The sequence below is a fragment of the Streptomyces sp. NPDC002795 genome (assembly GCF_042888725.1).
Taxonomy (GTDB): domain Bacteria; phylum Actinomycetota; class Actinomycetes; order Streptomycetales; family Streptomycetaceae; genus Streptomyces.
Genome location: NZ_JBIAQB010000006.1, coordinates 306,761 through 319,365, shown reverse-complemented (window position 1 = coordinate 319,365; position 12,605 = coordinate 306,761). Strand labels below are relative to the sequence as shown.

The following is a 12,605-nucleotide window of genomic DNA, read 5'->3' as shown; positions in this document are numbered from 1 at the left end:
ATGGAACTCCTCTCCTACGACTTCATGCAGCGGGCGCTGCTCGCCGCCGTCCTCGTCGGCATCACCGCCCCGGCCGTCGGCATCTACCTCGTGCAGCGCCGCCAGGCCCTGATGGGCGACGGCATCGGACACGTGGCGATGACGGGCGTCGGCCTCGGCTTCCTGCTCTCCACCTCCCCCGTGTGGATGGCGACCCTGGTCTCCGTACTCGGCGCCGTGATCATGGAGTTGATCCGCTGGTACGGGAAGACGCGCGGCGACATCGCGCTCGCGATGCTCTTCTACGGAGGCATGGCGGGCGGCGTCATGTTCATCAACCTGGCGCCCGGCGGCTCCAACGCCAACCTCAACTCGTACCTCTTCGGCTCGCTCTCGACGGTGTCGCAGGACGACGTCCTCGCCATCTGTCTGCTCGCGGCCTTCGTGGTGCTTGTCACGGTGGGCCTGCGCAAGCAGCTGTTCGCGGTGAGCCAGGACGAGGAGTTCGCGCGGGTCACGGGCCTGCCGGTGCGCGCCCTGAACCTGCTGATCGCGATCACGGCGGCGGTCACGGTGACGGTGGCGATGCGCGTGGTGGGCCTGCTTCTGGTCTCCGCCCTGATGGTGGTGCCGGTCGCCGCCGCCCAGCAGCTGACCCGCAGCTTCAAGGCGACGTTCGTGATCTCGGTGGCGCTCGGCGTCGCGGTGACGCTCGGCGGCACCGTCACGTCGTACTACCAGGACGTGCCGCCCGGAGCGACGATCGTGCTCCTGACCATCGCGGCCTTCATCGTCCTCGCGCTGCTCGCGAAGCCGCTCGCCCGCCACAGGGCGCGATCCGTCCCGGCGGCGCCCTCCGAGTGCCCGATCCCGGAGCAGGCGGCGACTCCTTCCGTTCACGGATGACCCGCGCACAGCGCCGCCTGGCACAATGGCGGCGGTATGTACGTGCAGGGATGTGAGGAGGAACCCGTGGCAGCCCCGGTTCGAGGCAGGTCGACCCGCCAGCGCGCGGCCGTGGCGGCGGCGCTCGACCAGGTGGACGAGTTCCGCAGCGCTCAGGAGCTGCACGATGTCCTCAAGCACAAGGGTGACTCGGTCGGCCTGACCACGGTCTACCGCACGCTCCAGTCCCTCGCCGACGCCGGCGAGGTCGACGTGCTGCGTACGTCCGAGGGCGAGGCGGTGTACCGCCGCTGCTCCACCGGCGACCATCACCACCACCTGGTCTGCCGCGTCTGCGGCAAGGCCGTGGAGGTGGAGGGTCCGGCCGTGGAGACGTGGGCGGAGGCGATTGCCTCCGAGCACGGGTACGTGAATGTGGCGCACACCGTGGAGATCTTCGGCACCTGCGCCGAATGCGCGGCGGGCTGAGCCACTCAAGCCCCGCCGGCGATTGAGGCGCGGGGTGCGGGGGGGGGCCCCCCCGCCCCCCCCCCCCCCCACCCGGGGGGGGGGGGGGCCGGCCCCCCCCCCCCCCCGGGGGGGTTGGGGGGGGGGGGGGGGGGGGCGCCCCCCCGGCGGCGCCGCGCGCTCAAAGCCTCGGGGCTCCGCCCCGGACCCCGCTGCTCAATCGCCGCAGGGGCTCGAAGTGCCTACTTCTGCACCTCGTTCGGGAGCGCCCCGCCGAACCGTCGGTCCCGCGACGCGTACTCGACGCACGCGCGCCACAGGTCCCGGCGGTCGAAGTCCGGCCACAGGACGTCCTGGAAGACCATCTCGGCGTACGCGCTCTGCCACAGAAGGTAGTTGGACGTGCGCTGTTCGCCGCTGGGGCGCAGGAACAGGTCCACGTCGGGCATGTCCGCGTAGTACAGGTACTTGGCGAAGGTCTTCTCGCTCACCTTCGACGGGTCGAGCCGCCCCGCCTTCACGTCCTCGGCGAGCGCCTGCGCGGCGTCGGCGATCTCGGCGCGGCCGCCGTAGTTCATGCAGAAGTACAAGGTCAGCTTGTCGTTGTCCTTGGTCTGCTCCTGGGAGATCTCCAGCTCCTTGGCGACCGACTTCCACAGCTTGGGCATGCGCCCCACCCACCGCACCCGCACACCGAGCTCGTCGAGCTGGTCGCGGGTCCTGCGGATGAAGTCCCGGTTGAAGTTCATGAGGAAGCGGACCTCGTCGGGCGAGCGCTTCCAGTTCTCGGTGGAGAAGGCGTACAGCGAGATGGCGCCGACGCCCTGCTCGATGGCGCCCTGGAGGACGTCGAGGACGCGCTCCGCGCCGACCTTGTGGCCCTCGGTGCGCGGCAGGCCGCGGTCCTTGGCCCAGCGTCCGTTGCCGTCCATGACGATCGCCACGTGCTGGGGCACCAGCTCGCCGGGGATCTTCGGCGGCCGCGCGCCCGACGGGTGCGGTTCGGGCGCTGTGTACTCACGGCGGTTCCGTCCGAGGATTCCGCGACGTGCCATGTTCCGGCCTCTCCCCTAGCTCAGCTCTAGCTTTTCTCTACGTAACGAAGGGAGCGCAGTCCGCGCTCCAGGTGCCAGTGCAGGTACGCCGACACCAGCCCGTTGCCCTCCCGTACGAACCGTGCCTCGCACGTGTCCGCCGCCTCCCAGTCTCCGGTGAGCAGCGCACCGAGCAGGTCGAGGGCCTGCGGTGAGGGTACGACGCTGCCCGGTACCCGGCAGTCGACGCAAACCGAGCCGCCCGCCCCGACGGAGAAGAACCGGTTGGGACCGGGCATTCCGCACTTCGCGCAGTCGCCGAAGCTGGGCGCGTAGCCGTTGACCGCGAGCGAACGCAGCAGGAACGCGTCGAGCACGAGGCCCGGCGTGTGCTCCCCGCGCGAGAGCGTACGCAGGCCGCCGACCAGGAGCAGGTACTGCTGCACCGCGGGCTCGCCCTCGTGGTCGGTGAACCGTTCCGCCGTCTCCAGCATGGCGGTCCCCGCGGTGTACCGGGCGTAGTCGGTGACGATGCCGCCGCCGTACGCGGCGATGGTCTCACTCTGCGTACAGAGCGGGAGACCGCGCCCGATCAGCTCGCTGCCCCGCGCGAAGAACTGCACGTCCACGTGGGAGAAGGGTTCGAGCCGGGCGCCGAACTTGGACTTGGTACGCCGCACACCGCGGGCGACGGCGCGCACGCGTCCGTGGTTGCGGGTGAGCAACGTGATGATGCGGTCGGCCTCGCCGAGTTTCTGGGTGCGCAGCACGACCCCGTCGTCACGGAACAGACTCATGCCCCCATTGTCCCTCACGGGCGGAGCCCGTTTGCGGGAACGGGGTACCTCCCGCTCTACGGCACCTCGCCCCGGCTTCTTCTGTTCTCGTACGCCGTCGCCGCGCGCACCCGCTCCGTCGTCGACGCCACGCGCAGCACCTCCGGCGGACAATCCCACTCACGCCCGCCCCCGAAGGGCCGCAACTGTACGTACGGCCCCTCGTGCCCCATCACTCGTCCCACCTGACCCGTGCTCGTGTCGACCGCGTACGAACCGATCGGCGGTTTCATGGCGTAGCGCTCCTGTCGTCCGTCCCTGCGAGGAGTACGGCGGCGAGCCGGGCCGCCGCGTCAACCGGACAACGCCCCAATTCCACCAGGGGACACGGGGCACTCCGTGCGATTGACCCGGGATCGAGGCCGAGCGAGGGCAGCACAATTCCCGCTCCGGCGAGTGCGGCTCGCAATGTCTCCACCATTTCCTCGGCTTCCTCCACGCACAGCGCGGCGTGCTTCGATTGTTCCGTCACGTGGCTCCCCTGCCTCATTGGATTTCACGCTTTGCGCTTCCACGGTGGCGCGCTGTCCCTACAGTGGGGAGGGGTCTGCGCACTACAACTGCGGGGCTTCACTTGGGGGTTGGCCATGGCCAAGGGTTCGCGCCAAGCGGCGTGGGAGTTCTTCGGGGTGGAACTGAAGCGGTGCCGCGAGGACGCGGGACTTACCCAAGTGGAGTTGGGGATACGGGTATTCGTTTCCGGTGGCTACATCGGCCAATTCGAACAGGCAATTCGCAAGCCGCAGTTGGATGTAGCCCGGAGGATCGACGAGACGCTGCAAACCGGCGGTATTTTCGAGCGGATGTGGCGGGGCCTGATCGACGACCGTCGGTATGCGGAGTATTTCGCGGAGGTCGTCGAGCTTGAGCGGGTCGCCACACGTATCTGCGAGTTCGCACCGACGGTGATGCCGGGCCTGTTGCAGACGGCCGCGTACGCGCGGGCCGTCACGATCGCGGCGAACCCGTTCGTCACGGACGAGTACGTCGAGGAGAAGGTGTCCGCTCGCCTGGAGCGGGCGAACATCCTCCGGGACGCTACAAGGCCCGAGTATTGGGTGGCGCTGCACGAGAACGTGCTGCGCACTCCGGTGGGCGGCGGAACCGCGATGGCCGAACAGTTGGAGCATGTCGCAGAGTTGATGCGGCAGCGCGTCGTGTGGGTGGCGGTGATCCCCCTCCGAGGTGGGGTCATACGCCTTGATGGGCGGGATGCTGCAGCTGATGGAGTTCGACGACGCCCCGCCGCCGGTCGCCTATACAGAGACCGCGTTCTCGGGAACGCTCATCGACGATCTGGTCAGGGGCGCCACGCTACCGCCGGAGGCGTCCCTGGCTCTGATCGAATCGGCGGCGGAGGACCACAGACGATGCGCGAGTACGACCTGACCAACGCCCGCTGGCTCAAGAGCAGTTACAGCAACGGCGAGGGCGGCGACTGCGTCGAGGTCGCGTACGACTTCACCGGCGCGGCCCACTGGCGCAAGTCGACGTACAGCAATGGCGAGGGCGGCAGCTGCCTCGAAGTCGCCGACGGAGTCCCCGGTGTCGTGCCCGTCCGGGATTCCAAGGTCGTCGACGGCGACGTCGTCGTCATCGGCGCGGCCGCGTGGACCGCGTTCGTGGCTGGGGCCAGGACGGCGACCTGAGCGGCGGGGTCCGGGGCGCGGCGCAGACACCGGGATTTCCGGCCGACGGCGCACGGCAGCGCCACCCCGGCGAACCGACCGAAGGTCGATACGCTCGCCCGCATGATCACAGGCGCGCACACCATCCTCTACTCCTCCGACGCGGACGCCGACCGGGCCTTCCTCCGGGACGTGCTCGGCTTCCCGCACGTCGACGCCGGAGGCGGCTGGCTGATCTTCGCGGCGCCGCCCTCCGAGATCGCGGTGCATCCGACGGAGGGCGCGCCCAGGCACGAGCTGACGCTGATGTGCGACGACGTGGACCGCACGGTCACCGAACTGACGGCCAAGGGCGTCGAGTTCACGTCCCCCGTCCAGGACCAGGGCTGGGGCCGCCTCACGTCGCTGCGGCTGCCGGGCGGCGGCGAGCTGGGCCTGTACGAGCCGCTGCACCCGACGGCGCACTCCTAGGCACCCCACGGGACGGGGCCACGAGCCCCGACTCGTACGCGGCGATCACCAGCTGCGCCCGGTCCCGCGCGGCCGGCTGGCCCATGATCCGGCTGACGTGGGTCTTCGCGGTGAGCGGGCTGAGCCCGAGGGGCTCGGCGATCTCGGTGCTGTTGAGCCCACGCGCGACGAGCGCGAGCACCACCGGGGCGCGCAGCACACGGGAGATGAGCCGGGCGGTGGGCCCCGGCGACAGCAGCGAATCGCCGGCGGCCACGGTCCGTATGGCATCGAGGAGTTCGGCGGGCATCCGGATATCCATGTGACCCGATACGTCGCCCGTTGTTTTGGAGCCCCTGCGGCGATTGAGCAGCGGGGCCCGGGGCGGAGCCCCGGGACGTGGGCTCAGCTCGGCGTACGCGCAGCGACCACCAGAAGCTCGCCGACCTCATCCGTGCACAAGGTCAACGCCGCCCCCACCGTGCCAAGCACATCCCGCTCTCCCGCCGAATACATCCCGTCGGCGAGCGCGATCCGCGCCCCCTGCAACAGGATCGACTCCCGCCCCGCCGGAGCGAGATGCTGCGCCAGCGGATCGAGCGCCTCGTGCAGCTCTATGGCGAGCCCGGCCCCGGTCCCGCACTGCTCAGCGACCCGCCCCGCGTCGGTCACCAACGCCTCGACGAGGGCGGCGAGTTGGACCTCGGAGGTGTCCTCGAACCCGGCGTCCCGCAGCGTGCTCGCCGCGCATTCGAGGGCCGAAGGCGACGTGCCGCCGCCCGCGAGCACCGCGAGCACCACCGTGTGCACGGCGTCCCGCAGCATCGCCGAGAAGCGGCGCGTGGTCGGGTGGTCGAGCGCGTCCGTACCGAACCGGCCCTCGCAGGCCGCGCATTCGACGACCGGGCCCGCCTGGCCGCGCGGCACGACGGGGACGCCGAGCAGCACAAGGCGGCGTTTCCCGGTCCGCCGTTGGTAGTTGCGATCGCCGCCGCAGCCCGGACAGAAGAACTCACCGTCGCCCACGGTCGTCCATATGGTGTGCACCCCGAACACCCGCGAGAGCCCGGTCAGTCCCATGCGTCCATGATTCGGCAGCACGTCGCACACCTCCCGTCGTGGCGCCGCACCATCGCGGCGTTGGCGTGATGTTAGCCACATTGTTGATGCGGCGTCAGTACCTTGGTCACGCCGAGGTCACGGAACTTGTCGTTCCTGGCCGGGACACGACGCGGCCCCGCACACCCACAAAAGGTGCACGGGGCCGGGAAACCGCAGCTCAACTACCTCAGCGGCTCGCGCGGTTGACCGCGGAGACGACCGCCTTCAGCGAGGCACGTGTCGTGTTCGCATCGGTGCCGATGCCCCACAGAACCTTGTCCCCGATGGCGACCTCGATGTACGAGGCGGCGACGGCGGAGGCGCCCTCGCTCATCGTGTGCTCCTGGTAGTCCAGGAGACGGGCGTCGATGCCGATGCCCTGCAGCGCGTGGAAGAAGGCGGAGATGGGACCGTTGCCGGTGCCCACCAGGACCTGCTCCTGGCCGTCCACCTCGGCCTCGACGGTCAGCGTGTCGATGCCGTCCGTGTCGGTGGTGGTCTGGCCCGTCTTGACCTGGATGCGGCCCCACGGGTTGGCCGGGTTCGGCAGGTACTCGTCCTGGAAGACGTTCCAGATGTCCTTCGGCGTGACCTCGCCGCCCTCGGTGTCCGTCTTCTGCTGGATGACCTTGGAGAACTCGACCTGCATACGGCGCGGCAGGTCCAGGCTGTGGCCGTCCTTCAGGACGTACGCGATACCGCCCTTGCCGGACTGCGAGTTGACCCGGATGACGGCCTCGTAGGAGCGGCCGACGTCCTTCGGGTCGATCGGCAGGTACGGGACGGCCCACTCGATGTCGTCGACGGTGACGCCCTTGGCCTTGGCGTCGGCCTCCATGGCGTCGAAGCCCTTCTTGATGGCGTCCTGGTGGGAGCCGGAGAAGGACGTGTAGACCAGGTCGCCCACGTACGGGTGGCGCGGGTGGACCTCCATCTGGTTGCAGTACTCCCACGTACGACGGGTCTCGTCGATGTCGGAGAAGTCGATCTGCGGGTCGACGCCCTGCGAGAACAGGTTCATGCCCAGGGTGACCAGGTCGACGTTGCCGGTGCGCTCGCCCTGTCCGAACAGGCAGCCCTCGACGCGGTCGCCGCCCGCCATCACGCCCAGCTCGGCGGCGGCGACGGCGGTGCCGCGGTCGTTGTGCGGGTGGATGGACAGGCAGACGAACTCGCGGCGCGACAGGTTGCGGGACATCCACTCGAAGCGGTCCGCGTGCGTGGACGGCGTCGAACGCTCCACCGTGGCGGGCAGGTTGAGGATGATCTCGCGGCCCGGGCCCGGCTGGTAGACGTCCATGACGGCCTCGCAGACCTCCAGGGCGAAGTCCAGCTCGGTGTCCGTGAAGATCTCGGGGCTGTACTGGTAGCCGAACGTGGTCTCCGGGCCCAGCAGCTTCTCCGCGTACTCCATGACCAGGCGCGTGCCGTCGACGGCGATCTGCTTGATCTCTTCCTTGGAGCCGCGGAATACGACGCGGCGGAAGACCGGCGCCGTGGCGTTGTACAGGTGCACCGTGGCGTTCTTGGCGCCCTTCAGGGACTCCACGGTCCGCTCGATCAGGTCCTCACGAGCCTGGGTCAGTACGGAGATCGTGACGTCGTCCGGGATGGCGGCCGGGTCCTCGATGATCGAGCGTACGAAGTCGAAGTCCGTCTGCCCCGACGCGGGGAAGCCGACCTCGATCTCCTTGAAGCCCATCTTGACCAACAGGTCGAACATCGCGCGCTTGCGGGCCGGCGACATCGGGTCGATCAGGGCCTGGTTGCCGTCGCGCAGGTCCGTGGAGAGCCAGCGGGGGGCGGTGGTGATCCGCTTGCCGGGCCAGGTGCGGTCCGGGATGTCGACCTGGTCGTACTGGCCGTACTTGTGGATCGGCATGCTGCTGGGCTGCTGGCGGTTTGCCATGATGCGTGGGCTCCTCGGAGGTGGCCTTGAAGGCGGCCGACGGCGCAACACCAAACTCCGCGGGGAGGGAGCCGGCCTTGTCTACAGGCCCTCGCCGCGGCAGCTAAGGAGAAGCAGCCCGAATCGCATGATGCACCGCACCTTAGTCGAGTACCGCCGGACGCGAAGACCCGTATCAGTATGCGGGACCGCGGACAGGTAACGGGTAAGAGGTGATCAATACCTCTATTTCGCTAATCATGGTGGCAGGTAGTGACAGCGGCATGACCCGGTGCCACATTGCCTCGCATGACCGACAACCCAACGGGGAACCCACAGGGGTTCGAGCCCGTGTTCTGCACCATCGTGCCGCCCCACGTCCTCGACAAGGCAGCTCAGAGCGAGGACTCCGCGATCGCCGCCAGGGCCCGCCGCTCCCTGGAGCGCGACGCCTTCGAGCGCACGCACCGCCGGATGACGACCGTCATCGGCGCGCCCTCCGTCGCCCCGCCCGCGGGCCTCGCGGGCCAGAAGCCGCACCGCACCATCTACGACGCCCGGCACCGCACGGAGCTGCCGGGGCGCAAGGTGCGCGGCGAGGGGGACAAGCCGGGCAAGGACGCGACCGTCAACCGCGCGTACGCGGGGCTCGGCGCGACGTTCGAGCTGTTCCTGGAGAAGTTCTCCCGCCACTCGATCGACGGCAACGGTCTGCCGCTGAACGCGACGGTGCACTACTCCGAGGAGTACAACAACGCCTTCTGGAACGGCGAGCAGATGGTGTTCGGCGACGGTGACGGCGAGATCTTCCTCGACTTCACCATCCCCGTCGACGTCATCGGCCACGAGCTGGCCCACGGCGTCACGCAGTACACGGCGAACCTGACGTACTTCGGTCAGCCGGGCGCCCTCAACGAGTCGATGTCCGACGTCTTCGGCTCACTGATCAAGCAGTACACGCTGGGCCAGACCGCCTCCGAGGCCGACTGGCTGATCGGCGCGGGTCTGCTCGCGCCGCGCGTCACGGGTGTCGCCCTGCGCTCCATGAAGGCGCCCGGCACGGCGTACGACGACGATGTGCTCGGCAAGGACCCGCAGCCCGCCGACATGGACCACTTCGTGAAGACGGGCCGCGACAACGGCGGCGTGCACATCAACTCCGGCATCCCCAACCACGCGTTCTACATCCTGGCCGAGGCGCTCGGCGGGCACGCGTGGGAGCGGGCGGGCCAGATCTGGTACGACACGCTCACCGGCGGCGAGCTCGCACAGGACTGCCTCTTCGTCGACTTCGCCAAGGCGACGCTGAAGGCCGCGAAGGCCCGTTACAACGAGGGCGAGGAGTACCAGTCGGTGCTCAAGGCCTGGGAACAGGTCGGCGTTCCTACCCAGTAGGCGCCCGTTGCAGTAGACAGGACCCCATGCGTATTCACGTATCGCGCACGGGCGGATTCGCCGGCATCGACCGGCACGCCGAGGTGGACACGGCGGGCCGGTCCGATGCCCACGAGTGGCACGCCCTGGCCGAGAAGGCGGTGACCTCCGGCCGGAGCGCGCCGCCGATAGGCGTACCCGACGGCTTCAGCTACACGATCACGGTGGGCGACACCACCGTGTACTGCGCGGACCCCCGCCTGACGGAGGAACAGCGCAGGCTGATCTCACGGGTGCTCAAGGAAGGGGCGTAACAAGCCCTGGCCGCACGGGCGTTGACTTCCTACCGACGGGTACGGATGATCGCGCCCATGACAGCGACCGCGGCACCGCTCCCGGCCTTCCCGCCCGGTTTCCTGTGGGGCGTCTCCACATCGGCCCACCAGATCGAGGGCGCCGTCGACGGGCGCGCACCCTCGGTCTGGGACGCGTTCGGCGCCGAACCCGGCCGGATCAAGGACGGCTCGACGGCGGAGGTGGCCTGCGACCACGTGGCCCGCTACCGGGAGGACGTGGCGCTCGTCCGTGACCTGGGCGTGGACGCGTACCGCTTCTCCGTCTCGTGGCCCCGGGTGCTCGCCCCGGGCGGCCTGGACTTCTACGACCGGCTCGTCGACGAGCTGTGCGCGCAGGGTGTGCGCCCCGTCCCCACGCTCTTCCACTGGGACCTGCCGCTGGCCCTCCAGGAGGCGGGCGGCTGGCTGGAGCGGGACACGGCGTCCCGCTTCGCCGAGTACGCGGAGACGGTCGCGGCCCGGCTCGGCGACCGCGTAGCCAAGTGGATCACCCTCAACGAACCCGCGGAGCACACCCTGCTCGGGCACGCGCTCGGCGAGCACGCCCCCGGCAAGAAGCTGCTCTTCGACGCGCTGCCCGTGGCCCACCACCAGCTCCTCGCCCACGGCCTCGCGGCGCGGGCGCTGCGCGCGGCGGGCGCCCACGACATCGGGATCGCCAACTCGCACGGCCCGACCTGGCCCGCCTCCGCCGACCCGGCCGACACCGGGGCCGCCGACCTGTACGACATCATCCTCAACCGGCTCTTCTCCGACCCGCTGCTGCTGGGCCGGTACCCGGACGGGTTCGGGGAGCTGATGCCCGGCGCCGACGTGGCCGCCGACCTGAAGGTGATCTCCGAGGACACCCTCGACTGGTACGGGATCAACTACTACCAGCCGACGAAGGCGGGCGCGCCCGGCGCCGCCGACGTGGACTTCTCCGGCATCACCATCCCCGCCGAACTCCCCTTCTCCGTAAGGGAGATCGAGGGCTACCCGACGACGGACTTCGGCTGGCCCGTGGTGCCCGACGCGCTCACCGAGCTCCTCGTGGGCTTCCGCGAGCGCTACGGCGACCGGCTGCCGCCGCTCGTCATCACGGAGAACGGCTGCGCGTACGAGGGCCTCGACGACCAGGAGCGCATCGCGTACCTGGACGGCCACATCCGGGCGGTGCACCGGGCCGTCACCGCCGGCGTCGACGTACGCGGCTACTTCGTCTGGTCGCTGCTCGACAACTTCGAATGGGCGGAGGGCTACACGAAGCGCTTCGGGCTCGTGCACGTCGACTACGCGACGCAGAAGCGCACCCCGAAGGCCTCGTACGGCTGGCTGCAAGGCGCCCTGCGGGCCCGCCGGGCATGACGGACCCCGCCCTTCAGGAGCCCTCCGAGCGGGTCGGGCGCGGCTGGACGGCGGCGCTCTCGCTGGCCAACGGGGCGATCTGGGTCGGCTGGTACGGGCCGCTCCAGATCCTGCTCGCCCGGCAGTCCGAGCACTTCGCGCCGGGCACGGGCCTGTCGAAGGAGTCGCTGCTCGCCTGGGTGACGGGTGTCGGCGCGGTGGTGTCCCTGGCGGCGAACCCGCTCTTCGGCGCCCTCTCGGACCGCACGGTGTCACGGTACGGGCGGCGCACGCCGTGGATCGTGGCGGGCGCGGCGGGCGGCGCGCTGTCGCTGCTGCTGCTCGGGGGCGCGGGCGCCGTGTGGGTGCTGTTCGCGGGCTGGTGCCTGGTGCAGCTGGCCCTGAACGCGGCGTTCGCGGCGGTCACGGCGGCCGTCCCCGACCGGGTGCCGCGGCGGCAGCGGGGCGCGGTGGGCGGCTGGCTCGGGGCGGCGCAGATCCTGGGCGTGGTCGTCGGCACGGGGCTCGCGACGGTGGCGGGCGGGGTGGGCGTCGGGTACGCGGCGTGCGCCGCCTTCACGCTCCTCGGCGTGGCCCCGTACGTGCTGCGCCACCCGGACCTGCGGCTCGCTCCGGCCGACCGCCCGGCGTGGTCGTGGCGCCGGTTCGCCGCGGGGTTCTGGCTGAGCCCGCGGCGCTACCCGGACCTCGGCTGGGCGTGGCTGACCCGCTTCCTGATCAACCTGGGCAACGCGCTGGTCCTGCTCTACCTCTACTACTACCTGCGTGACCGGCTGCACCTCGACGACCCGGATTCGGGGGTCCTCGTGCTGACCGCGGTGAACGGGGTGACGCTGCTCGCCACCGTCGTGGTGGGCGGCGCCTGGTCGGACCGGGTGGGGCGGCGCAAGCCGTTCGTGCTGTGGTCGGGCGTCCTGATGGCGGCGGCGACCGGGATGCTCGCCGGCTGGCAGACCTGGACCGGCGCGGTCGTCGCGGCGGCCGTCCTCGGCGTCGGCTTCGGCGTGTTCACCTCGGTCGACTTCGCGCTGATGACCGACGTCCTGCCGAAGGCGCTCGACCACGGCAAGGACCTCGGTGTCATCAACATCGCCAACTCCCTCCCCCAGGTCGCCGCCCCCGCGCTCGCCGCTCCGCTGGTGAACCAGCTGGGCGGGTACCGGGTGCTGTATCTGGTGGCGGCGGGGGTGGGGCTCGCGGGGGCGCTGCTGGTGCGGCGGATCAAGGGGGTGGCGTAAGACGCCGCACCGTCGCAGCGC

Annotated in this window: 13 protein-coding genes and 2 pseudogenes; 9 read left to right on the top strand and 6 right to left on the bottom strand. The window is 70.3% G+C overall.

Features of this window, described 5'->3' with window-relative positions:
• Entirely contained in the window at window positions 1–885 is an 885-nt protein-coding gene (locus ACFYWS_RS20175) for a metal ABC transporter permease (protein WP_389278129.1), read from the top strand.
• Window positions 886–951: 66 nt separating this feature from the next.
• On the top strand, window positions 952–1,353 hold the full coding sequence (locus tag ACFYWS_RS20170) for a Fur family transcriptional regulator (RefSeq protein ID WP_389278126.1): 402 nt from the start codon (window positions 952–954) through the stop codon (window positions 1,351–1,353).
• Window positions 1,354–1,574: 221 nt separating this feature from the next.
• Here ACFYWS_RS20170 and ACFYWS_RS20165 read toward each other — a convergent pair whose 3' ends face one another.
• From ACFYWS_RS20165 to ACFYWS_RS20155, 3 genes are read right to left on the bottom strand one after another with little or no spacing between them, the layout of a single operon-like run.
• Window positions 1,575–2,387 (bottom strand): isoprenyl transferase, encoded by an 813-nt coding sequence (locus ACFYWS_RS20165; RefSeq protein ID WP_389278123.1) that lies wholly within the window; start codon window positions 2,385–2,387, stop codon window positions 1,575–1,577.
• A 26-nt stretch (window positions 2,388–2,413) separates the two neighbouring features.
• Entirely contained in the window at window positions 2,414–3,163 is a 750-nt protein-coding gene (gene recO / locus ACFYWS_RS20160; protein WP_389278120.1) for a DNA repair protein RecO, read from the bottom strand.
• 56 nt (window positions 3,164–3,219) lie between these two features.
• On the bottom strand, window positions 3,220–3,435 hold the full coding sequence (locus ACFYWS_RS20155; protein WP_389278117.1) for a hypothetical protein: 216 nt from the start codon (window positions 3,433–3,435) through the stop codon (window positions 3,220–3,222).
• A gap of 354 nt (window positions 3,436–3,789) precedes the next feature.
• Between ACFYWS_RS20155 and ACFYWS_RS20150 the strand changes: the two are divergent.
• The 3 genes and pseudogenes from ACFYWS_RS20150 (at window position 3,790) to ACFYWS_RS20140 (ending at window position 5,301) form a co-directional block, all read left to right on the top strand.
• A pseudogene (locus ACFYWS_RS20150) lies at window positions 3,790–4,591 on the top strand (Scr1 family TA system antitoxin-like transcriptional regulator).
• On the top strand, window positions 4,573–4,851 hold the full coding sequence (locus ACFYWS_RS20145) for a DUF397 domain-containing protein (protein WP_389278114.1): 279 nt from the start codon (window positions 4,573–4,575) through the stop codon (window positions 4,849–4,851). Before ACFYWS_RS20150 ends, ACFYWS_RS20145 begins: the two are co-directional and overlap by 19 nt.
• Window positions 4,852–4,953: 102 nt before the next feature.
• Window positions 4,954–5,301 (top strand): VOC family protein, encoded by a 348-nt coding sequence (locus ACFYWS_RS20140; RefSeq protein WP_389278111.1) that lies wholly within the window; start codon window positions 4,954–4,956, stop codon window positions 5,299–5,301.
• A 13-nt stretch (window positions 5,302–5,314) separates the two neighbouring features.
• On the opposite strand, the pseudogene ACFYWS_RS20135 reads toward ACFYWS_RS20140, so the two are convergent.
• The 3 genes and pseudogenes from ACFYWS_RS20135 to leuA all read right to left on the bottom strand — a co-directional run.
• Window positions 5,315–5,587, bottom strand: a pseudogene (locus ACFYWS_RS20135) (response regulator transcription factor); the annotation flags it as partial.
• A 98-nt stretch (window positions 5,588–5,685) separates the two neighbouring features.
• The gene (locus ACFYWS_RS20130; RefSeq protein ID WP_389278108.1) at window positions 5,686–6,381 is read right to left on the bottom strand and encodes a TerB family tellurite resistance protein; all 696 of its coding nucleotides are present in this window, start codon (window positions 6,379–6,381) and stop codon (window positions 5,686–5,688) included.
• A 187-nt stretch (window positions 6,382–6,568) separates the two neighbouring features.
• Complete coding sequence (gene leuA, locus ACFYWS_RS20125) at window positions 6,569–8,290, bottom strand: 2-isopropylmalate synthase (RefSeq protein WP_389278105.1); 1,722 nt, start codon at window positions 8,288–8,290, stop codon at window positions 6,569–6,571.
• A gap of 288 nt (window positions 8,291–8,578) precedes the next feature.
• Here leuA and ACFYWS_RS20120 point away from each other — a divergent pair, with 288 nt between their 5' ends.
• From ACFYWS_RS20120 to ACFYWS_RS20105, 4 genes are read left to right on the top strand one after another with little or no spacing between them, the layout of a single operon-like run.
• On the top strand, window positions 8,579–9,664 hold the full coding sequence (locus ACFYWS_RS20120; RefSeq protein ID WP_389278102.1) for a M4 family metallopeptidase: 1,086 nt from the start codon (window positions 8,579–8,581) through the stop codon (window positions 9,662–9,664).
• Window positions 9,665–9,690: 26 nt separating this feature from the next.
• Window positions 9,691–9,957, top strand: a complete 267-nt coding sequence (locus ACFYWS_RS20115; RefSeq protein WP_389278099.1) for a protealysin inhibitor emfourin — start codon at window positions 9,691–9,693, stop codon at window positions 9,955–9,957.
• Window positions 9,958–10,014: 57 nt separating this feature from the next.
• On the top strand, window positions 10,015–11,346 hold the full coding sequence (locus tag ACFYWS_RS20110; RefSeq protein WP_389278096.1) for a GH1 family beta-glucosidase: 1,332 nt from the start codon (window positions 10,015–10,017) through the stop codon (window positions 11,344–11,346).
• Window positions 11,343–12,584 (top strand): MFS transporter, encoded by a 1,242-nt coding sequence (locus ACFYWS_RS20105; RefSeq protein ID WP_389278093.1) that lies wholly within the window; start codon window positions 11,343–11,345, stop codon window positions 12,582–12,584. The genes ACFYWS_RS20110 and ACFYWS_RS20105 overlap by 4 nt, the downstream gene beginning before the upstream one ends.
• The last annotated feature ends 21 nt before the right edge of the window (window positions 12,585–12,605 follow it).

Bases quoted from the DNA above. Each gene is read 5' to 3' on its own strand.
- recO (WP_389278120.1), bottom strand. From the start codon at position 3,163: ATGAGTCTGTTCCGTGACGACGGGGTCGTGCTGCGCACCCAGAAACTC.
- ACFYWS_RS20115 (WP_389278099.1), top strand. From the start codon at position 9,691: ATGCGTATTCACGTATCGCGCACGGGCGGATTCGCCGGCATCGACCGG.
- ACFYWS_RS20120 (WP_389278102.1), top strand. From the start codon at position 8,579: ATGACCGACAACCCAACGGGGAACCCACAGGGGTTCGAGCCCGTGTTC.
- ACFYWS_RS20105 (WP_389278093.1), top strand. From the start codon at position 11,343: ATGACGGACCCCGCCCTTCAGGAGCCCTCCGAGCGGGTCGGGCGCGGC.
- ACFYWS_RS20165 (WP_389278123.1), bottom strand. From the start codon at position 2,387: ATGGCACGTCGCGGAATCCTCGGACGGAACCGCCGTGAGTACACAGCG.
- leuA (WP_389278105.1), bottom strand. From the start codon at position 8,290: ATGGCAAACCGCCAGCAGCCCAGCAGCATGCCGATCCACAAGTACGGC.
- ACFYWS_RS20110 (WP_389278096.1), top strand. From the start codon at position 10,015: ATGACAGCGACCGCGGCACCGCTCCCGGCCTTCCCGCCCGGTTTCCTG.
- ACFYWS_RS20175 (WP_389278129.1), top strand. From the start codon at position 1: ATGGAACTCCTCTCCTACGACTTCATGCAGCGGGCGCTGCTCGCCGCC.
- ACFYWS_RS20140 (WP_389278111.1), top strand. From the start codon at position 4,954: ATGATCACAGGCGCGCACACCATCCTCTACTCCTCCGACGCGGACGCC.
- ACFYWS_RS20155 (WP_389278117.1), bottom strand. From the start codon at position 3,435: ATGAAACCGCCGATCGGTTCGTACGCGGTCGACACGAGCACGGGTCAG.
- ACFYWS_RS20145 (WP_389278114.1), top strand. From the start codon at position 4,573: ATGCGCGAGTACGACCTGACCAACGCCCGCTGGCTCAAGAGCAGTTAC.